Origin of the sequence: Leptolyngbya sp. GB1-A1 (assembly GCF_039962475.1) — a bacterium.
GTDB lineage: Bacteria > Cyanobacteriota > Cyanobacteriia > Elainellales > Elainellaceae > Leptolyngbya_A.
Genome location: NZ_JAMPLI010000007.1, coordinates 81,397 through 106,426 on the forward strand (window position 1 = coordinate 81,397; position 25,030 = coordinate 106,426).

The 25,030-nt window shown below is 51.5% G+C and carries 20 protein-coding genes; 8 read left to right on the forward strand and 12 right to left on the reverse strand.

The window, feature by feature from the left end:
- The first annotated feature begins 36 nt into the window (after positions 1-36).
- Entirely contained in the window at positions 37-3,015 is a 2,979-nt protein-coding gene (gene gcvP, locus NDI45_RS09855) for an aminomethyl-transferring glycine dehydrogenase (RefSeq protein ID WP_348247190.1), read from the forward strand.
- Between the two features lie 53 nt (positions 3,016-3,068).
- Here gcvP and NDI45_RS09860 read toward each other — a convergent pair whose 3' ends face one another.
- The 6 genes from NDI45_RS09860 to NDI45_RS09885 form a co-directional block, all read right to left on the reverse strand.
- Positions 3,069-3,473, reverse strand: a complete 405-nt coding sequence (locus NDI45_RS09860; protein ID WP_190793401.1) for a hypothetical protein — start codon at positions 3,471-3,473, stop codon at positions 3,069-3,071.
- 393 nt (positions 3,474-3,866) lie between these two features.
- Positions 3,867-4,325, reverse strand: coding sequence for a hypothetical protein (locus NDI45_RS09865; protein WP_348247191.1), 459 nt, complete (start codon positions 4,323-4,325; stop codon positions 3,867-3,869).
- Complete coding sequence (locus tag NDI45_RS09870; protein ID WP_348247192.1) at positions 4,322-6,067, reverse strand: AarF/ABC1/UbiB kinase family protein; 1,746 nt, start codon at positions 6,065-6,067, stop codon at positions 4,322-4,324. Before NDI45_RS09870 ends, NDI45_RS09865 begins: the two co-directional genes overlap by 4 nt.
- A gap of 800 nt (positions 6,068-6,867) precedes the next feature.
- Entirely contained in the window at positions 6,868-9,099 is a 2,232-nt protein-coding gene (locus NDI45_RS09875) for a PhoX family phosphatase (RefSeq protein WP_348247193.1), read from the reverse strand.
- Positions 9,100-9,219: 120 nt separating this feature from the next.
- On the reverse strand, positions 9,220-11,139 hold the full coding sequence (locus tag NDI45_RS09880; protein ID WP_190793398.1) for an ABC transporter ATP-binding protein: 1,920 nt from the start codon (positions 11,137-11,139) through the stop codon (positions 9,220-9,222).
- Between the two features lie 114 nt (positions 11,140-11,253).
- Positions 11,254-12,168, reverse strand: a complete 915-nt coding sequence (locus NDI45_RS09885) for a histone deacetylase (protein ID WP_348247194.1) — start codon at positions 12,166-12,168, stop codon at positions 11,254-11,256.
- Between the two features lie 438 nt (positions 12,169-12,606).
- On the opposite strand from NDI45_RS09885, the gene NDI45_RS09890 reads away from it, so the two are divergent.
- The 5 genes from NDI45_RS09890 (at position 12,607) to NDI45_RS09910 (ending at position 18,948) form a co-directional block, all read left to right on the forward strand.
- Entirely contained in the window at positions 12,607-13,314 is a 708-nt protein-coding gene (locus tag NDI45_RS09890) for a response regulator transcription factor (protein ID WP_348247195.1), read from the forward strand.
- 14 nt (positions 13,315-13,328) lie between these two features.
- Positions 13,329-13,970, forward strand: coding sequence for an ABC transporter permease (locus NDI45_RS09895; protein WP_190793395.1), 642 nt, complete (start codon positions 13,329-13,331; stop codon positions 13,968-13,970).
- Between the two features lie 111 nt (positions 13,971-14,081).
- Positions 14,082-16,511, forward strand: coding sequence for a GAF domain-containing protein (locus NDI45_RS09900; protein ID WP_348247196.1), 2,430 nt, complete (start codon positions 14,082-14,084; stop codon positions 16,509-16,511).
- A gap of 138 nt (positions 16,512-16,649) precedes the next feature.
- Positions 16,650-17,408: a pentapeptide repeat-containing protein gene (locus tag NDI45_RS09905; RefSeq protein ID WP_190793393.1), complete on the forward strand. Its 759-nt coding sequence runs from the start codon at positions 16,650-16,652 to the stop codon at positions 17,406-17,408.
- Between the two features lie 739 nt (positions 17,409-18,147).
- Positions 18,148-18,948 carry a circadian clock KaiB family protein gene (locus NDI45_RS09910; protein WP_348247280.1) on the forward strand — a complete coding sequence of 267 codons (801 nt, stop codon included), beginning with the start codon at positions 18,148-18,150 and terminating at the stop codon, positions 18,946-18,948.
- 44 nt (positions 18,949-18,992) lie between these two features.
- Here the strand turns inward: NDI45_RS09910 and NDI45_RS09915 are convergent, their stop codons facing one another.
- Entirely contained in the window at positions 18,993-19,442 is a 450-nt protein-coding gene (locus NDI45_RS09915) for a transcriptional repressor (protein WP_190793392.1), read from the reverse strand.
- A gap of 382 nt (positions 19,443-19,824) precedes the next feature.
- Here NDI45_RS09915 and NDI45_RS09920 point away from each other — a divergent pair, with 382 nt between their 5' ends.
- The gene (locus tag NDI45_RS09920; protein ID WP_190793419.1) at positions 19,825-20,550 is read left to right on the forward strand and encodes a riboflavin synthase; all 726 of its coding nucleotides are present in this window, start codon (positions 19,825-19,827) and stop codon (positions 20,548-20,550) included.
- 253 nt (positions 20,551-20,803) lie between these two features.
- Here NDI45_RS09920 and NDI45_RS09925 read toward each other — a convergent pair whose 3' ends face one another.
- Complete coding sequence (locus NDI45_RS09925; RefSeq protein ID WP_190793391.1) at positions 20,804-21,967, reverse strand: NDP-sugar synthase; 1,164 nt, start codon at positions 21,965-21,967, stop codon at positions 20,804-20,806.
- A gap of 221 nt (positions 21,968-22,188) precedes the next feature.
- Here NDI45_RS09925 and NDI45_RS09930 point away from each other — a divergent pair, with 221 nt between their 5' ends.
- The gene (locus NDI45_RS09930) at positions 22,189-22,335 is read left to right on the forward strand and encodes a hypothetical protein (RefSeq protein WP_190793390.1); all 147 of its coding nucleotides are present in this window, start codon (positions 22,189-22,191) and stop codon (positions 22,333-22,335) included.
- A 15-nt stretch (positions 22,336-22,350) separates the two neighbouring features.
- Here NDI45_RS09930 and NDI45_RS09935 read toward each other — a convergent pair whose 3' ends face one another.
- From NDI45_RS09935 to NDI45_RS09950, 4 genes are all read right to left on the reverse strand, one after another.
- On the reverse strand, positions 22,351-23,232 hold the full coding sequence (locus NDI45_RS09935; RefSeq protein WP_348247197.1) for a segregation/condensation protein A: 882 nt from the start codon (positions 23,230-23,232) through the stop codon (positions 22,351-22,353).
- A gap of 23 nt (positions 23,233-23,255) precedes the next feature.
- Positions 23,256-23,429, reverse strand: a complete 174-nt coding sequence (locus NDI45_RS09940; RefSeq protein WP_348247198.1) for a hypothetical protein — start codon at positions 23,427-23,429, stop codon at positions 23,256-23,258.
- A 48-nt stretch (positions 23,430-23,477) separates the two neighbouring features.
- Complete coding sequence (locus NDI45_RS09945; RefSeq protein ID WP_190793387.1) at positions 23,478-23,666, reverse strand: hypothetical protein; 189 nt, start codon at positions 23,664-23,666, stop codon at positions 23,478-23,480.
- A 342-nt stretch (positions 23,667-24,008) separates the two neighbouring features.
- Positions 24,009-24,881 carry a carbohydrate ABC transporter permease gene (locus NDI45_RS09950; protein ID WP_190793386.1) on the reverse strand — a complete coding sequence of 291 codons (873 nt, stop codon included), beginning with the start codon at positions 24,879-24,881 and terminating at the stop codon, positions 24,009-24,011.
- Positions 24,882-25,030: the final 149 nt, after the last annotated feature.

Sequence of the window (25,030 nt, forward strand, 5' to 3'; positions counted from 1 at the left end):
CGCTTGTCTATCCCATTCCCTGCCCTATTCTTTGCTATGTCGTCAGCCTTTTATCGCGACCTCCAATCTGCGTCTGAAATCGAGTCCAACGGCAACATTGCAGCGGAGCCTGCCCCTGCGAAGAATGGGAAAGCCCGTACTGCGCTCCCGGATCTGCCTGCGGACTTCGAGACCCGTCACATTGGACCTCGCGATGCTGAAATTCAGCAAATGCTGGCTCTACTTGGATTTGAGTCGCTGGCTCACCTGATTGCTCAGGCAGTTCCCGCCTCGATTCGGCTGGCGCGTCCGCTGCAAATTGGCAAGCCGCGCAGCGAAGCACAAGCACTGTCAAACCTGAAGACGATCGCTTCTAAAAACAAAATTTTTCGATCATTTATCGGCATGGGCTATGCCAACTGCATCACGCCCCCGGTGATTCAGCGCAACATTCTGGAGAATCCCGGCTGGTACACGCAGTACACTCCCTATCAGCCCGAAATTGCTCAGGGACGCTTGGAAGCTTTGCTCAACTTTCAGACGATGGTGATCGATCTGACCGGGCTGGAAATTGCCAACGCCTCGCTGCTTGATGAAGCGACTGCCGCCGCCGAAGCAATGGCAATGAGCTACGGGCTACACAAAGGCAAAGCGAACGCTTTCTGGGTGTCAGAACTCTGCCATCCGCAGACGATCGATGTTGTAAAAACCCGCGCCCTGCCCCTGGGAATCGAAGTGATTGTGGGCGACCACCGCACCTTTGAATTTAATTCCCCTGACTCCCCCATTTTTGGCGTTCTCTTGCAATATCCGGCGACGGACGGCACAATTTTTGATTATCAGGAATTTGTGAATCGTGCTCACGCAGCCGGGGCACTGGTAACGGTCGCTGCTGATCTTGTCAGCCTCACCCTGCTCAAGCCACCTGGTGAATTTGGTGCCGATATCGCGATCGGCAGCACTCAGCGATTTGGCGTACCGCTAGGCTATGGCGGACCTCACGCTGCTTACTTCGCCACAAAAGAAGCACACAAGCGACAAATTCCCGGTAGACTCGTCGGCGTTTCCAAAGATGCCCTCGGACAACCCGCCCTGCGCTTGGCCCTGCAAACCCGTGAGCAGCACATCCGCCGTGACAAAGCCACCAGCAACATTTGCACTGCTCAGGTTCTCCTCGCCGTTATTGCCGGAATGTATGCCGTCTACCACGGAGCCGAAGGGCTGAAGCAAATCGCCGATCGCATTCACACCCTGACCGCTCACCTCGCTACCCAACTTCAGCAGCAGGGCTACATCGTCAGTGAAACCTTCTTCGATACACTTCGCATCGAAGTTGGCAGTCAGCAAGCTGTCATTTTTCAAAACGCGATCGATCATCAAATCAACCTCCGTAAAATTGGTACAGACGCGATCGGCATTACCCTCGACGAAACCACGACCCCCCAAGACCTCACCGATCTCTTGGCTCTCTTCCCCCCCCTCTCGTCGTCCCTGCATCCCCCCGTCTGCCCGTCTGCTCATTCCCCCATCCCCTCCTCTCTCCCTCGCACTACCCCCTACCTCACCCACCCCGTCTTCAGTGCCTATCGATCGGAAACCGAGATGCTGCGGTATCTCTATCGGCTTCAGTCGAAGGATCTGTCGCTGACCACAGCCATGATTCCACTCGGCTCCTGCACGATGAAGCTCAACGCCACTTCGGAAATGATTCCGATTACCTGGGCAGAGTTTGGACAGATTCATCCGTTTGTGCCGATCGATCAGACAGAGGGCTATCAGATCATGTTTCGGCAATTAGAGCAGTGGCTTTCTGAGATCACAGGATTTGCCGGAATTTCGCTTCAGCCCAATGCCGGGTCGCAGGGGGAATATACCGGGCTGCTGGTGATTCGTCAGTATCATGAGTCGCGCGGCGAAGGACACCGCAAAATTTGTCTGATTCCTGAATCGGCGCATGGAACCAATCCGGCAAGCGCAGTCATGGCAGGCATGAAAGTTGTGCCGATCGCCTGCGACAGCGAAGGCAATATCGATATCGGCGACCTCCGCCAGAAAGCGGAGCAGCATGGGGAAAACCTGGCGGCGTTAATGGTGACGTATCCCTCGACTCACGGTGTTTTTGAGGAAGGCATCCGCGAAATTTGCGAGATTGTCCATGCCCACGGCGGACAGGTTTATATGGACGGGGCGAATATGAACGCGCAGGTTGGGCTGTGTCGTCCAGCAGATTTTGGTGCGGATGTGTGTCACCTGAACCTGCATAAAACCTTTTGTATTCCCCACGGCGGCGGCGGTCCGGGCATGGGTCCGATCGGTGTCCAGACGCATCTGGTTCCCTTTTTGCCAGGGCATGCGGTGGTGGAAATGTTCAGCGACTCCCAGCGCAATCCAATCGGCGCAGTCTCGGCAGCACCCTGGGGCAGCGGTAGCATTTTGCCCATTTCCTGGATGTATATTGCCATGATGGGTGATCGGGGGCTGACCCAGGCTACCGAAGTCGCAATTCTCAACGCGAACTACATTGCAAAGCGGCTGGAGGGTCACTATCCGGTGCTTTACAAAGGCAAGAATGGCTTGGTGGCACACGAGTGCATTCTCGATCTACGCCAGTTCAAGAAATCCGCAGGCATTGAAGTGGATGACCTTGCCAAGCGGCTGATTGACTACGGGTTCCACCCACCGACCGTTTCGTGGCCCGTTGCGGGTACAGTCATGGTCGAACCCACCGAAAGCGAGTCTCTGCAAGAACTCGATCGCTTTTGCGATGCCATGATTGCAATCCGGGAAGAAATTCGCGAAATTGAAGCAGGTCAAGTCGATCGCGACAATAATTTGCTTAAAAACGCGCCTCACACTGCCGCAGCTTTGCTAGTGGATACTTGGGAACGTCCTTATTCGCGGGAACGCGCAGCGTACCCAACTGCCTGGACGAAAGCAAACAAATTCTGGGCAGCAGTGGCGCGAATTGATAATGCCTACGGCGATCGAAACCTGGTTTGTTCTTGCCTGCCTATGGAGGCGTATCAAACTCTTTGATCAGGTCCTTTTTGATCAGGTCCTTTGAAGATCAATTGCCTTAAAAAGAGAGCTTAATCAGTGGTATGAGCAAACGAGGGAAGCGTCGCCTCTTCGCTTTGCTTGGCAACCATTTCAACAATCGCCTGGGGTACAGCTTTAGCTTGAGGGGACAGAACCTGAGGAGACCAAACAATTTTTCTCCTGAGGCGAAGTGCTGCTTTGGAACTACGGAGACTGATCCAAAGGCTAGAGCTAGATTTGCTAATCGTAATCACAATCGCTTCCCGCGGCGAGAGCTGAAGAGCATACTGGTATAGCTTATTGCGATCGTCTGCATTCGCCTTGTAAATTCGGTAAAACAATTCGTTGTTGTATTGCAGCCCGTCATGCAGCTCACCATCCATCAGAAACTTAAAGCACTGCAAGCTCTCCTCGTGCAGCACAGGTGGCAAATTGTTCGGTTGATAGAATGGCACGGCAGTACCCTTGTGAATCGCTTAGCTAGTTCAAATTAATTTCAAATTAGCAATCCTCCAGCGAGGGGAACATCCGCCAAACTTATGATGTTTCACTATCACTTAGTAGATAGGCTAAGCACAATGAATAGTCTGAGTAAAAGGGGGTGTAGGCTTCCTCCTTTTAACTTATTTTTGAGCTTACTCAGAAATATCTATCGCTGCATTCTGCCCTAGCTGCGATAGGAATAGCAGCATCAGTTTTTGTTGAATAAGTCAAGTGTTCGATAGCTGAAAAAACAAAAAAGGAAGCGGGATGGCTTCCTTAAATCGAGATATGTCACTGTTGCTATCTGGGCTAGAACAAGAGAGTAGGAACAGTGTCCTTAGGTAAAAGCTTCAGGCTTATCTGCCTTAGTAAATATCTAAATCAAGAGCTTTAGAGCCGCCCTGCTCAAGCTGAATCAGGATTTTGCCGAGCTGCGACCATACTAGCGCAGCGATCAGCACCGTTAAGGGAAACGCAATTCCGTAGGACAAAGACGTAGGAAAACCAAAAACCGTCATGCCCGCCCCTAGAAACATACAAATTCCAATACAGATCCCCAGGAACGGAATGAACAGTGCCCGTCCCTGAAGATTTGCCAGATTGCGAGTCGATCGATCTTTTGCCCAAGCCTGGACAGACTGTTTAAGAACCGCTTCAAAGGCTGCACCGCAGGCGATGCCGATGAATAGCCCCGCGACCAGCAAAAGGTACGGCGGTTCGTAGGAGAAAAACATTGGCTCCATGAGTTCACTGAGGAAAGGACGAGCAAAACAAAAGGATCGCGACGTAGCAGAAACCAGAATCAGTTCGGAGTATGAACTCAAAGCGATGAGTGGTTAAGGCGCGTTGCACTAGTTGACTGAGCTTTTGACTGAGCTTTTGACTGATGGCTGGGAGGTTTAATCAAAGCTGCAACGGAGGGCAGGAGCGAAGTTGCACCCGCAGCTGACAGATCCGTTAAAGCACCGATCGCTGCATTGAAAAGCTGAGCAGGCTTAATGTCATCTTTGATCAGATTCCAGAGCCGCTGCACTTCTTCGGTATGAAGCCGATCGTTCTCTATAAGGGCGAGAATCAACTGCTGACGCAAATAGTGTCCTTCTTCCGATAACAGGTATTGTAAACCGAGTTGTGCCGTAGGCAGGATATCAAAGTGATCGTCGGAGCGGGCGATCGAAATCAGATTTTCCAGCCGCTGCCACTGAAACTTGCCGTCTTTAAGTAGCACCTCGATCAGTCTGCGCCGCAGAGCAGGGGATTCGCCTGTGAGCAGCCGTCGCGCTATGTAGGGGTATGCTACATCTACAATGCGGAAATCGGGGTTGAGGCTGAGGGCAAGTCCTTCTTGTGTCACCAGCGATCGAATGATCAGTGCAAATTGGGCAGGTAGACGGAACGGATAGTTATACATCAGGGTCGCAAACTGATCCGTAATCGTCTTGAAGTTGAAATCGCGGACATTTTGCCCCAGTGCATTGCCTAGAACTGTTTCCAAAGCCGGGACGATCGGCTGAATATCAGTGTCGGGGGTGAGGAAGCCCAGCTTGACGAAATCTTTTGCCAGTTCTACGTAGTCTTTGTTGATCAAATGCACCACGGCATCAACCAGCGTCTCCTTCATTTCCTGGCTGAGCTGATCCATCATGCCAAAGTCGATGTACGCCATCTGCCCGTCGGCTGTGGCAAACAGGTTACCTGGATGGGGGTCAGCGTGGAAAAAGCCGTACTCGAGAAGCTGCCGCAGTCCAGAAGTGACACCAATTTCAATTAGTGCGTCTTGATCGAGATTGGACTCGCGGATTTTTTGCATATCAGTGAGCTTAAAACCGTTGATCCACTCCAGCGTCAGGACGTGCTGGCTGCTGTATCGCCAGTAGATCGAGGGAACTTTTACTGTGGGATCATCCGCAAAATTGGCGGCAAACTTCTCGGCGTTGCGTCCTTCATTCAGGTAGTCAATTTCTTCAAATAACTTTGTGCCGAACTCATCCACAATCAGGGCGAGATTGTGTCCCAGGTTAAGCGGCAGCAGGGGAGCCAGCCAGCCACTTGCCCAGCGCATCAGATATAGGTCGAGCGTCAGAGTCGGCAGCAAATTGGGACGCTGCACCTTCACTGCCACTTCCTGTCCGGTTTTGAGGCGGGCACGGTAAACTTGTCCCAGACTGGCAGCAGCGATCGGCTGAGGCGTGATCTCTGCATAAATCTCATCGATGGTGCGATCGAGTTCCTGCTCCACAATGGCGAAGGCGATCGGCGTGGGAAAGGGCGGCAACTGGTCTTGCAGCTTAGTGAGTTCGTCGAGAAAATCTTTGCGAACGAGGTCAGGACGGGTGGAGAGAGCCTGACCGACTTTAATATAGGTTGGACCTAAGCGGGTCAAGATGTGCCGGAGCTGCGCTGCCCGCTTAGGCTTATAGGTCTCAGATTGCTGAGTCCAGTCGTCCCACTTTAGCCCTAGCAGGAAGCCAATAAACTGCCAAAGAATTGAAACCGTTCGCCAGATAGCTCGCCACGGACGCAAGCGATAATAGCGTGTAATTGCTGCTGAATCGTAACGCCGCATCTGACTGAATGAAGAGTGAATCACGCCTTGCTATGCCTCTCTGTCGCAAATGGGAAGAGCTTGAGCTGCGAATGCAGCCAAATTGATTCAGATGAATCCTTGGAATCATTGAAAATCAAGCAACTGCCCTGAATGCTTACAGTGAGATTACCGCACGCAGTTCGCCTGATTCGGAATGCTCGATACTGAGGTATTGAATGTTTGGTTCTCTTATCTAATTTTAACAGTCGTATAAGAAACTACAACTAAATGGCGGAAAACTTGCACAGTGATTAACTTTTGCATCGATCGGTCACAGGTTGCGAAATAACGTTCTGTTATCATCGCATATTTCTAGGTAATTGTGCCTAGCTCTTGAGTTCGGGCTGCCTGCTGATTGGCTGTTCTGGCTTCTGCACTGTGCCTCAATATTCCCCAATAATATTTCTCAGTGTAGGTACGATCGCTGAACTTCCTAATTGATCTATCGATCGGTTCCAGCTTGGGCACACCAGCGATCGATGCTGAATGTTAGGCGACAAAGAGAACTAGCAAAGAGAATTAGCCAAGAGTAAAAAGAAAGAGCCTAGACTATTGTTAGGCTCTCCTCAAGTTGCTCATGATTAGGTTGACTGGCGTTGGGTTAACGCAGCTTAAAGGATGTTTGAAAAGCGTCCGATGTCCTGCATTTGCCCCCAGCCCCCAATTTTAGGAAACTTCTGAGCCAACTCTCCGGTTCAAAGTCTCCTAAAGTTGACCGATTTAGGGGGCAGTTTGGTAGCAACTTTTACTGCTCAAACATCTACTGCTCAAGCATCCTCTTAGCTCGCAATTATGCCGCCGTCGTTGCGTGTGATCATCACCGTAGCCGATCGAGGACGGGCATTGCCGCCATCCGGCCAGTGGCTTGTGAACTGAGTCGGGTCAGTGGGGGACTTACTATTTTCGCCTGGATGCTGAATATTGACGAAAATCGCTCTGCCGTCGGGCGATTCAGTGATGCCCGTGATTTCGCAGTCACGCGGACCCACCAGAAAACGACGCAGCACGGTTGGGCTGGCAGACTGGCCCACATAGGTTTTGACCATCTGATCCGCATTCGCGTTGAGAGGCACTGTCTTGTTAGCCACCATTTTTTCGGTTCCGTCTCCGACTGACCCCGGCAACGCAGCCAGCATCATACAGTTGGTGGCATCGGTGTAGTAGCCATCATCCGTTTGAATCCACAGTAAACCCGGGACTGACTCGCTAAACCAGATACCGTCTGGGCTAGAGAAATCATTCTCATTGGTCAGACCGGACAGATTAATATCTGACCCGGCATCGGCTTGCGAACCAAAGAGGTAAACATCCCAGTTAAACGTGGCAGCCGCAGGATTACTGTTAGACTCACGCCAGCGAATAATGTGACCGTTGACATTGCCCTGGGCTGTTTCGTCCTCTTTGGCATCGGCATAGTAGCGAGGATTGGCAGCATCAAGCGGTGTTTTTACCCCCCGACCGCTGCTGCTCGACACACTATTGGTCAGGGTAAAGTAAACCTCCCCGTTGCCTGGGTTGACTCCACCCCACTCCGGGCGATCCATCTTGGTTGCTCCGGCTGCATCAGCGGCAAGGCGGGCATTGATCAACACATCAGCTTCATCAGCAAAGGCATAGTTTGCATCATTGGCAATGTTGGGATTGTTCAGGGTAAGGGGCAACCATTCTCCCGTCCCATCATCGTTAAACTTCGCAACATACAGTGTGCCTGCATCCAGGTACTTATCTCCTGCTGCTATACCACCTGATGCGTCTCGGGGGTCCCACTTGGCAGCAGAAACAAACTTGTAGATGTATTCGTTGCGTGCGTCATCCCCCATATAAAAAACGAGGGGTTGACCCGCAACGACTCTGGCAGACCAGGCTCCCTCGTGAGCCATACGGCCCAGAGCAGTCCGCTTTTTGGGGGTGGCGTTGGGGTTAAACGGGTCAATTTCCACCACCCAGCCGAAGGTATTTGCAACATTGCGAAAATCCTGGTCGGCACTGCTGCCCGTCTTGCTTGCATCCCAGCGACGGTAGAGATCGATGTTATCGGATGCGCCCGCCCGCGACCAGTTGTAGCGACCTGAGGTGTCATTGCTGACGCCGTAGCGTTTAAAGGATGCTAATTCTTTTGCATTCAGGACGGAATCTTCTTCTCGACGATGGAAATACCCCGCCCAGTTTTCCTCGCCGCTGAGGTACGTGCCCCAGGGTGTATAGCCATGACCGCAGTTGTTTAAGGTGCCCCGGGTCTGCTCACCGCTGGGAGAAAATGCGGTAGCCATCATGGGGTTGCGACGGGCAGGACCAGAAATCTCGAAAACACTTGCTGCTGTAATCCGGCGGTTGTATTGCGAATCACGGTTGATCTGATAAGTTGTACCCTGTCTGGCAATCTCAACCACGCTGACGCCATGAGCAGCGACTTCCTTATCAATCTCGATCGGCGGACGAGCTGCGGTACTTTCTGGACCATAATCAGTGGGTCCGTTGGGATGCACAAAGCCCAGGTCTTCGCAGACTTCATGGTTGATGCAAAGCAGAGCACGATCGCTGTTGCTCGGGTCCCAACCATTGCCGTCCTGTCTCAGGCCAAAGTAATGTAAGCCATCATGATGATCGCCTGCCCGCACATCAAAGTCGTTATCAGTTCCGTCATTTTTGTAGGGGGTCACGTTGCTTTTGAGCGGATCGCCTGTAGCAAGTAGAACTTTGGCAGTGTAACCTTCGGGAACCGTGAGGGTGTCAGCGATGTTTTTGGCAACAGGCTTGAAACTCAGGGTAAGACCTGATGCAGCTTTAGCCGCTTGCCCCTGGCGCTTGACCGAATCACCCAGAAATGCCAATCCCATACCGAGCATTGAGGCTGCTGCTAGGGACGAACTGCCCTTCAAAAAGCCCCGTCGCCCTATCCGGGCACGGTCTAAAACCTGACCAAACGAGTCATTTGCAGAAGTGTTATGAATGGCATCATCATCAGCCAAAGCTTTTCTGATGGAAGCGCGAATATCTTGTTTTTTCGCCATAGCAGAGCCAGTTGGAAAAATCTCACATAAGGACACTTGGATATCCTATGCGGCCCAGTCAAAGGGATGATTAACAACCCTTTATCTATTCCTTAAGGGGTAATTCATTCCAACGCAAAGCTAATCGTTTCCCAGCATTTGCAGCTTATACAGGCTGGCATAGAGTCCGTTTTGCTCCAGCAGTTCCTCGTGGCTACCTGACTCGGCTAAGTGCCCCTGTTTCAGCACTAAGATGCGATCGACGCTGCGAATCGTAGACAAACGGTGGGCGATGATAATGGCAGTGCGATCGACCAGCAGTGTTTCGAGTGCCTGCTGAATTCGGGCTTCAGTGACCACGTCCAGATTTGCTGTCGCTTCATCCAGGATGAGAATGCTGGGATTGCGAATTGCGGCTCGCGCGAAAGCAAGGAGCTGTTTTTCGCCTGCGGAGAGGTTTGTGCCACGCTGTCGCAGTTCGGTATCGTAACCCTGGGGTAAACCCTCGATGAAATCCGCCACGTTTGTTTGCGCTGCTGCCTGTCGCACCTGATCGATCGAATAGGATTCCCCCAGCGTGATATTGCCTTTGACATCACCTGCAAACAGAAAGCCGTCCTGCAAGATCACCGCCATGCGACGACGCAGTTCTGCCTGGGGCAAATTGCGAATATCTTCTCCGTCTAACAGAATTCTCCCCTCGCTGACCTCATAAAGGCGACAGAGCAAGCGAATAATTGAGCTTTTCCCGGCTCCGGTGGGTCCGACTAACGCCACTTTTTCGCCCGGACGAATCGTGAAATTAAGGTCGCGCAGCACGTATTCATTCGGCTTGTAGCCAAACCAGACGTGATCAAAACAGATTTCGCTCGGCTGCGGTTTAGAACCATTGGTTGAGCCATCCAATGCCGGATAAATTGCACCGTTGGCTGCACCGTTCACCGAGCCAAAGCCGTTCTCTCGGTGGGGGACTCGCGCCGAATGAGCCGCTCCTGCGTACTGTTTTACCTGCTCTGGGTCGCGAATCTCGATCGGCTCTTCAAAAATATCGCTCACGCGTTCCAGTGCCGTCAGCCCTGCCTGAATCGCGGTGAACCGCTCGGCAAACTGGCGTAAAGGGTCGAACAATCGCTGAGCAAAAAGGATAAATGAGGTGAGAATCCCCAAATCCAGCGTTCTTTGCAGCACCAGTAGACTGCCCAGCCACAGCACCCCCGCGATCGCTGCCAGGGCAACCCATTCTAATGTTGCAGACACGGCAGAGTCATAGAAAATCGTGCGATCGACTTCGACAATGTAGCGTTGATTAATGGCGCGAAACTGCTCGGTATTAAACCGCTCTCGCCGGAAAAGCTGCACCACGTTAATACCGACAATATTCTCTTGCAGCGTGGCATTTAGGGCAGACAGTTCATCTCTAGCGCGGTAGTTTGCCTGCCGAAACTGCTGCTGAAAGTAAATCACCAGTCCCGTGACCGGAACCAAAAACACCATCAGCAACGACGCCAACTGCCACTGAAGCTGAAACGCGACCACAATCAGCACCAGAATCGAAATAAAGTCGCTGATAATCCCGATTGCCCCGGTTGAAAACACATCGCCCAGCGCGTCCACATCGCTTGTTAAGCGCGTAATCAGCCTGCCTACTGGAGTGCGATCGAAAAAGCGAGTTGCCAGCGACGTGACGTGAAAAAACAAATCGTTGCGAAGATTCGCCGTAATCCGCTGCCCTACTTTTTGAATCAAATAGCCCTGAATGCCGCTGAGGGACAACTGCACCACCAGCGTCAGCACGAGCAGCCCGATCAAAATTTGTGCCCCGTCTGCCAGCGATCGCCCTTGCAAAAACCCCATCACGGATTCCCGATTTGCCAACGCCACTGCCTGACCAATAATGATCGGCTGCGCCGCGTTCGCCAGTGCCAGAGGAACCATTAGCAGCAGCGCAAAGCTTAAAAGCCGCCAGTCCCGCCGTACGTAGGGAAACAAAATCTTGAATAACCCTAGATCGGTCGGTCTGGAACCGCGACGAGGATTGGCGATCGAATCAGCAGAAGTCATGCAGTCAGCAGAGAAAAACGATCTTCACTGTAGCTTAAGGCACGAATAGGCAACATGAACTAGAAGAGAGATTACTCTCCACCTCCCCATCTCCTCACTCACTCTGCCACTCCTCTACCCGTACTGCCGATACACATCCCCCGCCGCCCGATGTAGCAGCGAATGCCGATACACCAATGCATTCATGTCTTCCGCATAGCCGCCGCCGATCACACAAGCGACCGGATAGCCCAGCGATAGACAGGTGCTTAAAACCTGCATCTCGCGACAAAACACCCCTCGATCGCTCAGTGCCAGCTTCCCCAGCCGATCGCCCAGATGCACATCTACGCCCGCATCGTAAAACACCAGATCGGGCCGCACCTGCGAGAGCAGATCGGGCAAATAGGCTGCCAGAGTTTGCAGATACTCATCGTCCTCCATGGCTTCAGGTAGGGGCACATCCAGGTCACTCTGCTGCTTTGTGCCGGGGAAGTTAACACCGCAGTGCATTGAGAAAGTGAACACCCGCGGATCGTCTTGGAAGATAAAAGCTGTGCCGTCGCCCTGATGCACATCCAGATCGACAATCAGAATTTTCTGCACCAGATTTTCCCGAAGCAAGACTCGTGCGGCGATCGCCAAATCGTTAAAAATGCAAAATCCAGAGCCATAGTTGGGGAAAGCGTGATGGGTTCCGCCTGCGGTCTGGCAGGCTAATCCATGCTGCAAGGCCAGCCGTGCTGTGAGAATTGTGCCGCCGACTGCAATACAGGTGCGATTCACCAGTTCTGGACTCCAGGGCAGACCGATCCGACGCTGCGCTTTAGGGTCAAGGGTTCCCTCCCGGTAGGCCTGCACGTATTGGGGCGTGTGTACAGTTTTAATCCAGTCGATCGGCGGCAGGTTGGGCGCGTGAAATTGGGAAGGATGAGCAACGTTATCGGCTAACAGCGTCTCGTAGAGCAGCCGAAATTTTTGCATTGGGAAGCGGTGTTTGGGGGGAAGGGGGGCGACGTAGTGGGGATGGTAGACGATGGGGAGATCCATTGGGGTAGAGGGGCGGATGAGGGACGGATGAGGGGGATAGGGGGGCTAAGTTTTCCTGGAGATCGGGGAAATGGGGGAGGAGGGATGGTTGAGAAGATTGTTTTACATTCCAGAGCTGATAGAGCGATGATGAGCTGAACCTGCCCGAAGCGGGGGTGTCGCTGTTTATGCAGCCAGCGATTAGGATAGATAATGATTCTGGCAAGGCAAGGTCTAAGAGGCTGTTTGAGAAGTCTTAAATGTGACCCGAACCGTTTCCTCATTAAGGGGAACCTCGCTCTCCTGGGGATTTTCTAAGTTCCTATGGGATGGGAAATTTAGGGGGTGATGTCGGATTGCTGCAACTGCTCAATTGCCCTTATTAGTTAAAACGGTATTAATTAAAACGATCGCGAAATATCAGATTCACCATTTCAAACACGGGGTTGATCGGTTCCTATGGAAATCCTAATTATTGAGGATGAAGCAGAAATTGCTCAGCTGATTCAGCTCTATCTGGAAAAGGAAGGCTTTACCTGCCGGATTTGCCGGGATGGGTTGACCGCGCTCCAGGTTTTCCAGGAACAGCAGCCTGATTTGATTGTGCTGGATTTGATGCTGCCTAGGTTGGATGGGCTGGAGGTTTGCGCTCGCATTCGGCAAAAGCCTGGAAACAAAGACCCCTATATTCTGATGCTGACGGCAAAAGGGGAAGAAATCGATCGCATCATCGGACTCTCTACGGGCGCAGATGACTATCTGGTCAAGCCGTTTAGCCCCAGAGAACTGGTGGCACGAGTGCGAGCACTGCTGCGGCGTACCTTGCGACAGGGTGGACAAACCCGCGCTTATCAAACGCCTCACTTTTCTGCCGATGTGGATCAGCGGGTGGCTCACCGTCAGCTAGACGATCACAGCAGCGAAACCCTAGACCTGACAACGCTGGAGTTTGACTTGCTCACCACCTTTATGAGCCATCCCGGTCGCGTTTGGAATCGAACTCAGCTGATTGAGAAACTCTGGGGCAGTGATTTCTTTGGCGATGAGCGCGTGGTGGATACGCACGTTGCCCGTTTACGAAAGAAGATTGAGCCTGATCCGGCGAATCCCACGTTTCTAAAAACGGTGATCGGCGTGGGCTATAAGTTTGAAGATGTAACCAGCTAGCGGAATTCGGGCACATGGAGGTTTTAGGGCAGGCATGGGCCTATGCGATCGAACACGGGCAGGAATTGGTTGAGGCATTTGGACAACATTTGCTGCTGGTGCTGGTGCCGATGGCGATCGGCTTAGGGCTGGGTTTGCCGCTGGGCTGGTGGAGTTCTCGCTCGCGTTTAGCCGCCACTGCCTTTATCAACGGTTTTAATGCCCTGCGCGTGATTCCCAGCATTGCGGTTCTGTTTCTGGCAATTCCCTATTTTGGGCTGAGTTTTCGCTCTGCAACGATCGCCCTGACGCTGCTGGCAATGCCGCCTATTTTGATTAATACAGACGTGGCGTTTCGAACGATCGATCCTCTAGTGCGGGAAGCGGCAGCAGGCATGGGCATGAGCGGTTCGCAGGTGTTGCGTCGAGTTGAAGTGCCCTTGGCGTTGCCCGGGATTGTGGCGGGAATCAAAACTGCGCTAGTTGAAGTGATTGCCAGTGCTACGCTTGCGGCATTTATTGGGGCAGGCGGACTGGGAACCTTTATTGTGCGAGGATTTTCCCTCTACGACAGTGGAATTTTGCTGGTCGGAGCCATTCCCGTTGCGCTGCTGGCTCTGCTGGCGGAAATTGGCTTTAGTGGGCTTCAGCAGTGGTTACAGCCGCCCAAACCCTAGCATCATGCTCCCGTTTATTCTCTACTCTCTATCCATAGTGGGATTGCTTTTATGCGGCTTGCTGCTATAAGGAGGACCTTTAAGGTAAAGTAAGCTAAATCTGGGATCTTAATGTCTGCGGGCTGGATGACGATCGAACAATTTACTGATCTAGAAGGCTTACTGCATCAATTTGCTAAAACTCAGAGCCAGCTTCAGTCCTTCTTCGGGCTGGGTACTTTGCTGCTGTGTGTTTTACAGCCCAATCACCCCGCAAAAGATAACTCTGCAAAAGAAACGGCTTCCCCACACCCGATCGCCCTGCCTGATGGTCTGCGGCAGAGTGACTTGCTCAAGATTGTCCTGCTCTGTCCTGACTGGCAAGCGGTAATGGGATGGAGTGTGCAGGGGTTAAAGCAGCAGAACTGGTTCGATCTGGTTCATCCTGAGGATGTTTTTGCAACTCAGTCCCAGTTTCGATCGCTCCTGCATTCGCTGCCGCCTCAGCCCCACTGCCAGTTTGAAACTCGGATGCGCCATGCCGACGGAAGCGAGCGACGTTTTTCCTGGCGGTTTGTGCTGGGGAAAGATGGTTTGCTTTATGGCAGTGCAACCCAATTACAGCTCGAACCGCTACAGCCCCAGCCCTCGGCAAAATTGGTACAGCAGAGGCTCGAACGAGAGCGGCTCTTAACGACAATCAGCCAGCGAATTCGGCAGACGCTCGACTTGAGTAAAGTCCTGGAAACTACAGTGGAAGAGGTACGGGACTTTTTGCAAAGCGATCGGGTGGTGATTTTTCAGTTCGCTCCCGATTGGAACGGGCAGGTGGTTGTTGAGTCGGTGCGTCCGGGCTGCTCCTCAATTCTGTATCGCAAAATCTACGACCCCTGCTTTAAGCATTTATGGCATGAGCCGTATTTAGAAGGACGGATTCACCAGATTGAAGACATTGATCGGGCAGATTTGCACCCGTGCTATCGAGAATTGCTCGTTCAGCTTAACGTCCGGGCAAATCTAGTTGTCCCCATTCTGCAAAATAACCTACAACCTGATTTGCAAAATCATGCCCAGCTTCTTCCCCAGCAGAACCGTTTGTGGGGGCTTTTAATCGCCCACCAGTGTGATGCCTCGCGTCAGTGGCAGCAGGAGGATGTTTCCTTGCTCATCCAGCTTGCGTGTCAGGTTGCCGTCGCGATTCAGCAATCGGAGCTGTATCAGCAGGTTAGCCAGCTTAATACAACCCTGGAGTTCCAGGTGCAGCAGCGCACTGCTCAGCTTCAACAGGCATTTGAGTTTGAGGCAACGCTTAAGCGAATTACAGACAAAGTGCGCGATAGCCTTGATGAAGCGCAAATTTTGCAGACTGCTGTACGAGAACTGACCCTGGCAATGGGAATCTCAAGCTGCGATACGGGAATCTATAGCCATCAGCACCAGCTCTCGACGATCGCCTACGAATACATTCAAGGCACGGTTCCCGTCGCCCAGGGCAGAATTGTGTCGGTCGAAGGATTTCCAGAATACTATCAGCCGCTTTTACGCGGAGAATATCTCCAATTTTGCTGGCACAACGCCATTTATGTAATAGGTTCTCCGGTTCGGGCACTCGCTAATCAGTTTGTGGTACTGGCTTGCCCAATTATTGATGACCAGGGCGTTTTGGGAGATCTGTGGCTGTACAAAGAGAGCGATGGAGTTTACGAAGAACAGGAAATTCGACTGGTGCAGCAGGTCGCTAATCAGTGTGCGATCGCCATTCGTCAAGCCCGTCTCTACCAGGCTGCCCAAGCTCAGGTGATAGAGCTAGAACGCCTTAACTACCTGAAAGATGATTTTCTCAGCACTATTTCCCACGAGCTGCGAACGCCTGTTGCCAATATCAAAATGGCAGCCGAACTGCTAGAAATCCATTTGCACCAATTGCAGCTTTTGGGCGAAGGCACAGCGATCGATCGCCATTTTGAAATCTTGAAGCAAGAAACCCATCGAGAGATTAATCTAATTGACGATTTGCTCGACCTGTCGCGGCTAGATGCCAATACCGAACCCCTGCTGCTGACTACGATCGATCCGGGAAGCTGGATTCGCTATGTTGCTGAGCCGTTTATCGAGCGGGCCCAGAGACATCAGCAAACTCTGGAGCTACACATTCCCGACCACTCTGAGGTAAGTGCTTCGCATCGCCTGCCCCCGCTCACAACCGACCTGACCGATCTAGAACGCATCGTCACCGAACTGCTCGATAATGCCTGCAAATACACTCCCCCCCATGAGACGATCGCCCTCTCAGTGAGTCAACTGCTTGACGGACCGGCCCTTCAGATCAGCGTCTGCAATTCAGGCGTTGAAATTCCCCCCGACGAGCAAACGCGAATTTTTGACAAGTTCTACCGCATCCCCAACCATGATCCCTGGAAATATAGCGGCGTGGGGCTAGGACTGGCACTCGTCAAAAGACTGGTGCAGCGATTAGACGCAACAATTCAAATCAAAAGCGGCAATCGTCACACCACATTCCTGCTCACCGTCCCACTCGATCTACAAGTAACAAACGCTTGAATCCCCCCTTACATTCCCCAGAAGTGCCTACCCCAACAACGCAGTGATCGATAATCTACCCTTCGCCCCTTGAGCAATGAAAATAATCACTGAAAACTAATAAAGACAAACCTTCTCTCAATAGCCCCCCATCCACGAATGACCCCCGAAGCTATCCTTCAGCAATACACCACCGGCACAAGGGACTTCCGGCGATTCACTTTGCGCGAAATAGATCTGCTGAATCTAGACCTGGCAAAGATCGACTTCAGTGAGGCGGATTTGCGACAAGCGCGTCTAGGAAAAACCAATCTGCACAATGCCAGTCTGCGGCGGGCAAACCTCAGCGAAGCCCTGCTTTGGGGAACAATTCTGACAGAAGCAAACCTGGATGAGGCGATTTTGCGAGAAGCAGATTTGAGCGGTGCAAAGCTAGAGCGGGCAAGCCTTCGATCGGCAATTTTGTGTAAAGCCAGCTTTGGGGGAGCAAGTCTGATTGCAGCAGATCTCAGGGATGCGAATTTATTTGAGGCTGATTTTCGCCCTCCTGCCGACCAAATTACCGATCTCAGTCAGGCAAGGTTAACCGAGGCAGACTTAAGCTATGCCCAGCTCAGCGGGACGATTCTGACCGGGGCAAACCTCGATCGCGCCAAACTCTGCCGTGCCCAGCTCCAGAGCCGATTAGCGCAAAGCACAATGCCGCAAGAACCGCAGCAGAGCGTTGCGGCAACGGATTTGAGTGGAGCCAGCCTGCGCTATGCCGACCTTAGCTATGCTGATTTAACCGGAGCAATTTTGCGCGATGCCGATCTAAAAGGAGCAGATTTAACCGGCGCAATCCTCACCCATGTGGATTGGACAGGCGCAATCCTACCGGATGGAACAAGACAATCCATTTCAGACTCACCCGATTAGGTAGCCCAGGGGAATGAAGCACTCTTTACCCAAGCGGTTTATGCTAAAAAACAAATCGCAAACCGCTCAACAAGTCTTTCTTAATTTGCGCTAATTGAGGTTCAGGGATCAAAATTTGAACCTGTTTTCTTCTCAAGATGAATTAGACAAATCACCGTAACGCATTGATTCTGGAAAGCTCACAAGTGATACGTTACGATTTGCTAAAAAAATCTACAGAAGGCTAAAGATTTAGTCCCAAATCTAAATCCAGAATCGTTGGCGAATCCAAAAGATCTTTTCACTGAAAAGCAGGAGTCAAATGATTTGCCGGGTTTAACCAGCCCTGATCAAGAAGATGAATGTAGAAGAGACAAAGAAAAATCATTTGATTAATAATTAATCAAGTTTTGAATAAATCCTTCCCAGGAAGTGAGGAACGATTTGACCCGGTGTAACTACCGGGTTTTTGCTATTTGCTTAGATTCACCTTTCTGTCGATCGAGAAAGGGTAGCCAATTCAATATCCGGCGTATGAGGAACTGCCTCGTTATGCTGACAGCGGTTGCCCCTCTGGGCTCTGCTCAACCCTTCTCAAGACGACGATCGCCCAGAAGTCCATTAGTATTTCTTTTTAAATTAATAAAAGAAATCGTTGCAGCCTGGGATTGAGGTTCTTTCCTCTGTTATGTTGACTTCATATACGCTTTCCAGTCTCCACTGAGAAAGTCAATGTAGTTTTTCTATGGCTTTCGCCATTATGAGTGATCAAAATCGCACTCATCCGCTCCAGTCCAATTCTCTGGAAACTGCTTTATTTAAGGGCATCGCGCTTTTTACGCCAGGCGGTGATCTGGTGTATTGCATTGATACCAAAAAGCAGAGTTACTGGCATTTGCAGCTTTGTGCCGTGCTGCAAGAAATGCTAGGTCTACCGGAACCGCCTCATTTTCTCGTACCTGCCTATACCGCCACGATCGATCGCTGGTTTGATTCTCAAAGCCAAACCGTTCGCACCTTTGCAGAAGCGTCTCCGTTTGTGTTGCGGCATCGATCGCTCTTAAACGCCCTGTTTGGCGTAAACGATGTGGTTTGGGACGCTGCCCCCTGCCCTGAAGAACTGTGTGACCCGATCGTGCTGCAAACCTACTGCAAACCGTTTCCACAGCTTTGGGAAGATCACGACCTGCTGGTGCGATTTGAGAAAGCCAAGCTGCTCACGCCCCCTCAAACTGACGGACCGACCCTGTCCTGGTCACCTGCTGAGCCGATCGCCCCAACTCAAGGTTATGTCTTTCGTTTGTTTGTCTCAGGCACCACGCTGGGAACCGAACGCATTCTCAAGGAACTGCATCAACTTTTAGACCAAATGCTTCAGCGATCGTACACGCTCAAAATTGTCGATATTCACCGTCATCCTGAACTGGCAGAAGCAGACCAAATTGCAGCAACGCCGACATTAGTGAGGGTCTGGCCCCGCCCAGTACGGCGGATTGTGGGAGATTTGGCGAGCGCAGATAAACTGCTGCAAACGCTGATCGTCACAAACTGGTCAGAATAAGTTGTGCCTAACTTGCCTAAACAGGTAACTTGCCTAAACAAGCATCAAACAGGCAGGAGCGATCGCTGGCATTCGGGACAGATGGCATGAATCGTAAGCTGACAGTCAAGCAGGTGATAGCCTTCTTTCTGAGCCGTCTTTGCCCCTGTTTTTAGAATCGAATCATTTTTAAATTCGATCGTCTTATTGCAGCGAACGCAGATGAGATGGTGGTGATGATAGGGCGAGGGCTGATTGATCTCATAGTGTTTGTGCCCTTCTGCCAGCTCAAGTTCCCGCAAAATGCCCATCCGCGACATCAGCTTCAGATTGCGGTAAATCGTAGACAGACTAATCGCTTCACCGTCGTCAAGCAGTAGGTTATGCAAATCCTCCGCGCTCAGATGTTGTCCCTTTGGGAGATTTTGAAAAATTTGCAGGATTGTTTCTCGCTGCGGGGTGAGTCGCCAGCCTCGCTCGTTTAATTCGGACTTTAGAGAGGACACGGTATACATAGCCCACTTTCCTTTCTCAACAGTGCAGCCTTAATGGGAAGGATAGCAATTGCACCTTTCAATTTGCAAGAGAAAAGGATTATTGCGAATGATCCCTAGTGAGATGAGCGGCGAATGTCCCTGGTAAAGCAGCTTCAAAATCAGGGCTAAAGGCAGTTCGGAGATCCATTTGTTCTGCAATTCTAGCAACTGGCTCTAGAGGATGTGGGGCTTTTAATAAGACTCGCTTGCAAGAAGCAGAAAAAGTTGATTTGCTGCTGGAGGAAATAAATGGGTCATAAAACGCTAGAAGTAAAGCGCAGCATACATTAACAGCGGAAAGCGATCGAATTAAAAGTTGCAGTTTGTTACGATGAAAAAGTCAGAAATCTGGGAAAAACTGGTGTTTACTGGACTTGTTCGATCGATTGGCAAACTCCGCCCCCTTGGAACCGACCTGATGCAAATCACCTGCAATTTTCCTCACGGGGGGAGTGCTTCGCAACAGGCAGGCGCAGAAGCAATTTTGCACGATTTAGAACTGGGCGATAGTGTTGCTGTTGATGGTGTTTGTCTCACCGTGATGCACCTCTTGCCCCAGGGCTTTACTGCTGCTGTTTCCCCAGAAACCCTCGATCGCACCACGCTGGGCAAAACTTCTGGTGAGATGATCGTTAATCTGGAGCCATCACTGCGGGTTGGCAGTAAGCTCGGCGGGCATTTCGTCACCGGACATATCGATGGCACAGGCTATTTAGACACGGCAGTCCGCACCGAAAACGCCTGGGAAATGAGCTTTCGCGCTGATGAACGAGTCAGCCGCTACATTGTCTCTAAAGGCAGCATCGCGGTCAATGGCGTTAGCCTCACTATTGCAGACTGCAATGCGATCGGCTCCTGGTTTAAGGTTGCGGTCATTCCGGTCACGTATGCCGAAACCAATCTGCGGTTACTGCAACCTGGCGACCCGGTCAATCTAGAAGGGGACGTACTGGGAAAGTATGTGGAAAAGTTTTTGCGGACAGACCAAAATCATCCTGCCGCAAGGTCTTCCGCCGCACCTACCGCCGCAATGTCTCCCCCTGACAGCCTCAGCCCCAGTTTTTTAGCGGAGCATGGCTATTTGTAGCTTGAGCGGCTTTGCGACTTGCAGGAAGCACAGTTTTCCAGTAGTTCCCCCGCATGAACAGCTTTGTACTCACAAGCGATGAAATGAGCCAGCGTGCTTGATGAACCGCCCCAATTCTGGAAAACCCGAAAACTGTTCAAAGTTCTCCAGAATTAAGGAATTTAGAGGGCGGCAAAGCCTGAAACGAAGCTCAGTTCAACAGGTGGATACAGGGTAGCCAGAATTGGAGGGTTAGGTGAGAGTTGAAAGAGGGTTAGCTGCCGTTGCTTAACAATTCCACGATCGCCCGATGCTCAACGGGAGGGGCAGCAGGCAACGTTTGACGAGTATCAGTAATTAGCCAGTCCAGCGCAGCCGCCTGAAGGTCGATCGACGCACCATCCTTATCCACGCAATAGCGACCGAAGACGAGCTTATTCACCAGTCGCACGTTTTCACCCAGACGCGAGTATTCAAAGATCACGCTGTTATCGACCGTTGCATTGCGGCAGATATGACAGCTTGGACCGATCATCGAAGGACCAATAATAGTTGCTCCGTCTTCGATGCGCGTCATGCCGCCAATATAAACCGGACCCTGAATATTGACCTTGTCCCAGTTGACTGCCACATTGAGTCCTGTGTAGATGCCGGGTGCGACCTCATGACCCGGAATGTCCACATTCTTCACCTTACCGGACAGCACATCGCGAATTGCCTGCCAGTAGTCGGGCACTTTGCCGATATCGACCCATTCAAAATCCATCGAGATGCCATAAAAAGGCGCGCCAACCTCGACCAGCTTGGGAAAGAGCTGACCGCCAATATCGTACTCCACGCCCGAAGGAATATAGTTGAAAATTTCTGGCTCAAAGATGTAAATGCCTGTGTTGATGTCGGTGCTCAGTGCCTCTTCAACCGATGGTTTTTCCTGGAATGCTTTGATTCGTCCGGTTTCATCAGTGACCACGACTCCGTAACTGGAGACATCTTCATGTGGAACTGACTTCATAATCACCGTGGCGATCGAGCCTTTTTCCCGATGCCACTTGACTGCCGCCGTCAGATCGAGATCGATCAGGGCATCTCCGCACAGCACAATAAAGGTGTCATCAAAAAACGGAGAAAAGTCCTGAATGCGGCGCATTCCCCCGGCAGAGCCAAGGGCTTTTCCCTTCAGCTCACCGTCAACAATACTGCCCTCAAACGAATAGGCAATCTGAACACCAAACCGCTGTCCATCGCGAAAATAGCTTTCAATCTCGTTTGCCAAATGACTGACATTTACCATGATTTCGTCAAAGCCATGCTGTCTCAGAAGTTCCAGCAGGAATTCCATCACGGGCTTTTGCAGAATCGGAATCATCGGTTTGGGAATGGTGTAAGTGATGGGGCGAACCCTTGTACCCTTTCCCGCCGCCAAAATCATGGCTTTCATATAACGTCTATCCCTCTATACCTGGGCTATAAACTGCTGGACAGAAGTGAGCAAGCATCTCTCCAGTCTTTCACAACTTATTCCCGATCAGCGGCGATCGGTTTAAGATTTGCAGAAAATCTATAGACTGATGAAATTAACGTTGACAGAATCTCGCAAGTCCCTCGAGGAAGACAGTTTTGCAAAACAATAAAGGCTCCTGAGTCGCTCAGGGGATATGTTTGCTAAAGACTGTTCAAGCCTATCGGATTGCCTTTCCCATCATCCTACTTTTTCAGGTCAGGCGAAAGGGTGGCGGAGGACGGGTCATGCAGCAGAAGGTGGATTTCACAAGGCTATGCCAGTGGTTGACCAGTCCGGCAGAATAGGATTCCAGCAGAACATCAGTCCGGCAAAACAAAGGCAGGCAGCGTTCCTTCGCTCAGCAGGGCAGGGGTAAGGCTGCGAACGTTTAGATCCTCGTAAAAGACCTGCTGCGATAGCTCCACCTTGGACTGGGCAGACAGCAGCAGCAGTGCCCAAAATACGCCAACGCGATCGCTTGTTTCAGAGTGAGCCACATGGGAAGCATTTGGAGCTGATTCTTCTGCCGATCGATCGGGCTGAACCTCGCGCCACCAGTAGAGCAACTGCTCAAAATTAAGCCATTCATCACCCTGACTGAGTTCCTGCCAGCGTTCGGTCAAAAACTGCTCCAGAATTGCCGCCACCTCAGAAAGGTTTTCCTGGTGGGCAAGCTGGGCGATCGTGCGAATTGCCTGCTTTTGGGAATGGGGCCGGGCACGGCGGGCAACCACACGACGAGTTTTTGGCTCTGCTATCGCTGCCGCGATCAAATTAAGCTGGGTGATCAGTTCAGGCAGCGTCACTCGCCGAGAAGGAATGGGTGGGGCAGTGGCTCGGCGGCGAATGCGTCGTTCCAAGTGCGGCGGCAAGCCCGGATTCACACACGGTTCAAAATCATCTGCCAGCTCTTCTTCGGGCGGTGGCTCGGCACTGGCTTCGCGGGCAAGACTGTCTGCCTTGAGCAGCAGCAGCATCGAAGCATAGAGAAACGCCTGTCCCGACTGAGACAAATCCGCTTCGTAGGGGGCGCGTCCGTTAGCTGCGATCGTTCCTGGGGAAGCCGTGCCTCCGTCAGGCTTGAGTTTGCTGAGAAAGCGATCGATCACCTCGATCACCTGCACATCCCAAGGATTGATCTCTCCCCGTTCCGCCAGCTCAATCAGGAAGGAAATTGCGTTCTGCGCCAGGGAAAGGGACATGACAAGTTAGGGAAAAAGAAAGTTTATCTAAGGCTAGCGCGAACAAAATAAATTGCAGCAACCACGATACAAATTAACAGGAGCAGCGGAACCCACAGACTCCACTTGTTAAGCGGGTCGATTAAAGCAGAAGCTTCTGTCATGTCTGTTGTTCTGGCAGGGAGCAGCAGTTCCATCGGGAGGATGACCAGAGCCACTTTAATTAGATCCTTAACGAATTAGCTCCTTAACGTGAAAATGAGCGGCTATAGCCTTTTTCTTGCCATTGCCTGCAACCGCTCCAAAGGAAACTCAGCGGTAAAATGATCCAAGGGCTTAAGCTGCCCTGCAACTGTGTAAACGTAGAGGATGCCGCCAACCATACGGCTTGATGAAATTAAATCAAGGGCTTTTGCCAGGTGAAGGCACTGAGTAACCTCATGAGGTGTGATCATTACTGCGGTTTAGTTTCCGGTGAATTAAAACAAAAAAGTAGAGTGTGGCTGCGAAATCTGGTAGCGATAACAGCCATTTCCTGCTGTAGCATGATCTGCCACACCAGGGTGAAACTTGAAGGAAGTATGCCGTAGGACAGATGCACCTATTAACAGAAGACAACTCATCCAAAGGAGTACCACAGTGGTTATGCGTTGCCCTGTGCAAGCAAGTTAACCGCTAGTTTAGTTGACAATTCTGTTGAATGTAAACGTTTTCATTCCGTTAAGTTTTAAAGTTGTAAATGAACTCTCTCTTAAGAAATAGAGACGAGAAAGAGAGGCAAGGACTACAGATTTGACTTATGCCTTTATTCCGGTTGCGGCAATCCCGCGAATAAACTGTCTCTGACAGACGAGAAACAGCAGTCCTACGGGCAGAGTGACCAGCACCACGGCTGCCATCAGCAGCGACCAGCGATCGGTAAACTGTTCTTGAAATGCGGCAAGGGCAAGCTGGACGGTTTGCAGTTCGGGACGGGTGGTAAAAACAAGCGGCTTAAACAGGTCATTCCACTCACCGATAAACGAAAACAGAAAGAGGGTGACGATCGCCGGACGTGCCAGAGGCAAGATAACGTGCCAGAGGATTTGCAGCCGCGTTGCCCCATCCAGTGCCGCTGCTTCTTCTAGCTCGATCGGAATTGTCTCAAAATATTGTTTCAGCAGCACAATGCCAAAGCCATTTACCGCAGTAGGCAAAATGAGCGCGCCGTAGGTGTTGATCAAATGCCCCCATTTCAAAATTAGAAAGACCGGAATCACCAGAATTTGAAACGGGATCACCAGCGTTGCCAGGATCAGCACCAGCATGAGCGATCGTCCTCGAAACTGAAACCGCGCCAGTCCATAGCCTGCTAGAGCCGAAGTGATACTCTGGGCAAGCGTGACACTCAACGCGACCAGCGTCGAATTGGCAAACGCTCGCAAAAAGTCGCCCTGCTGCCAAACGGCGCGATAGTTTTCCCATGTCCAGCCAATCTTCCCAGTGGGTAAAGTAGGCAGGCTTTCAGGAGGCGCAAAGGTAGCTAGCAGCACGATCGCCAGCGGCAGCAGCACCAGCGCAGCTCCAATTAGAAGCAGGAAACGATTCAGCCAGGGCAAGAGGCGAGCGGTGATTCGGGTAGCCAAAGGCAAAAACGGAAGGGCAGATTGATCTGAAACAATCGATGGCATCGGCAAAGCTTTGGGTATTCAATGCATCCATAAGCTATGCTACAAACTTAGCTGCCTTTCAGAAGAATCTTCCTATTGGCTCAACGGTCTGCTTGTAAATTGCAGCGGCAAACCAGTAGGGTGGAGGTTAGGATTGGATATCTGTTTCA

Excerpts from the sequence above, each read along its gene's own strand:
- gcvP (WP_348247190.1), top strand. The coding sequence starts at position 37 with ATGTCGTCAGCCTTTTATCGCGACCTCCAATCTGCGTCTGAAATCGAG.
- NDI45_RS09870 (WP_348247192.1), bottom strand. The coding sequence starts at position 6,067 with ATGCGGCGTTACGATTCAGCAGCAATTACACGCTATTATCGCTTGCGT.
- NDI45_RS09875 (WP_348247193.1), bottom strand. The coding sequence starts at position 9,099 with ATGGCGAAAAAACAAGATATTCGCGCTTCCATCAGAAAAGCTTTGGCT.
- NDI45_RS09880 (WP_190793398.1), bottom strand. The coding sequence starts at position 11,139 with ATGACTTCTGCTGATTCGATCGCCAATCCTCGTCGCGGTTCCAGACCG.
- NDI45_RS09885 (WP_348247194.1), bottom strand. The coding sequence starts at position 12,168 with ATGGATCTCCCCATCGTCTACCATCCCCACTACGTCGCCCCCCTTCCC.
- NDI45_RS09890 (WP_348247195.1), top strand. The coding sequence starts at position 12,607 with ATGGAAATCCTAATTATTGAGGATGAAGCAGAAATTGCTCAGCTGATT.
- NDI45_RS09895 (WP_190793395.1), top strand. The coding sequence starts at position 13,329 with ATGGAGGTTTTAGGGCAGGCATGGGCCTATGCGATCGAACACGGGCAG.
- NDI45_RS09900 (WP_348247196.1), top strand. The coding sequence starts at position 14,082 with ATGTCTGCGGGCTGGATGACGATCGAACAATTTACTGATCTAGAAGGC.
- NDI45_RS09905 (WP_190793393.1), top strand. The coding sequence starts at position 16,650 with ATGACCCCCGAAGCTATCCTTCAGCAATACACCACCGGCACAAGGGAC.
- NDI45_RS09910 (WP_348247280.1), top strand. The coding sequence starts at position 18,148 with ATGAGTGATCAAAATCGCACTCATCCGCTCCAGTCCAATTCTCTGGAA.
- NDI45_RS09915 (WP_190793392.1), bottom strand. The coding sequence starts at position 19,442 with ATGTATACCGTGTCCTCTCTAAAGTCCGAATTAAACGAGCGAGGCTGG.
- NDI45_RS09925 (WP_190793391.1), bottom strand. The coding sequence starts at position 21,967 with ATGAAAGCCATGATTTTGGCGGCGGGAAAGGGTACAAGGGTTCGCCCC.
- NDI45_RS09935 (WP_348247197.1), bottom strand. The coding sequence starts at position 23,232 with ATGTCCCTTTCCCTGGCGCAGAACGCAATTTCCTTCCTGATTGAGCTG.
- NDI45_RS09945 (WP_190793387.1), bottom strand. The coding sequence starts at position 23,666 with ATGATCACACCTCATGAGGTTACTCAGTGCCTTCACCTGGCAAAAGCC.
- NDI45_RS09950 (WP_190793386.1), bottom strand. The coding sequence starts at position 24,881 with ATGCCATCGATTGTTTCAGATCAATCTGCCCTTCCGTTTTTGCCTTTG.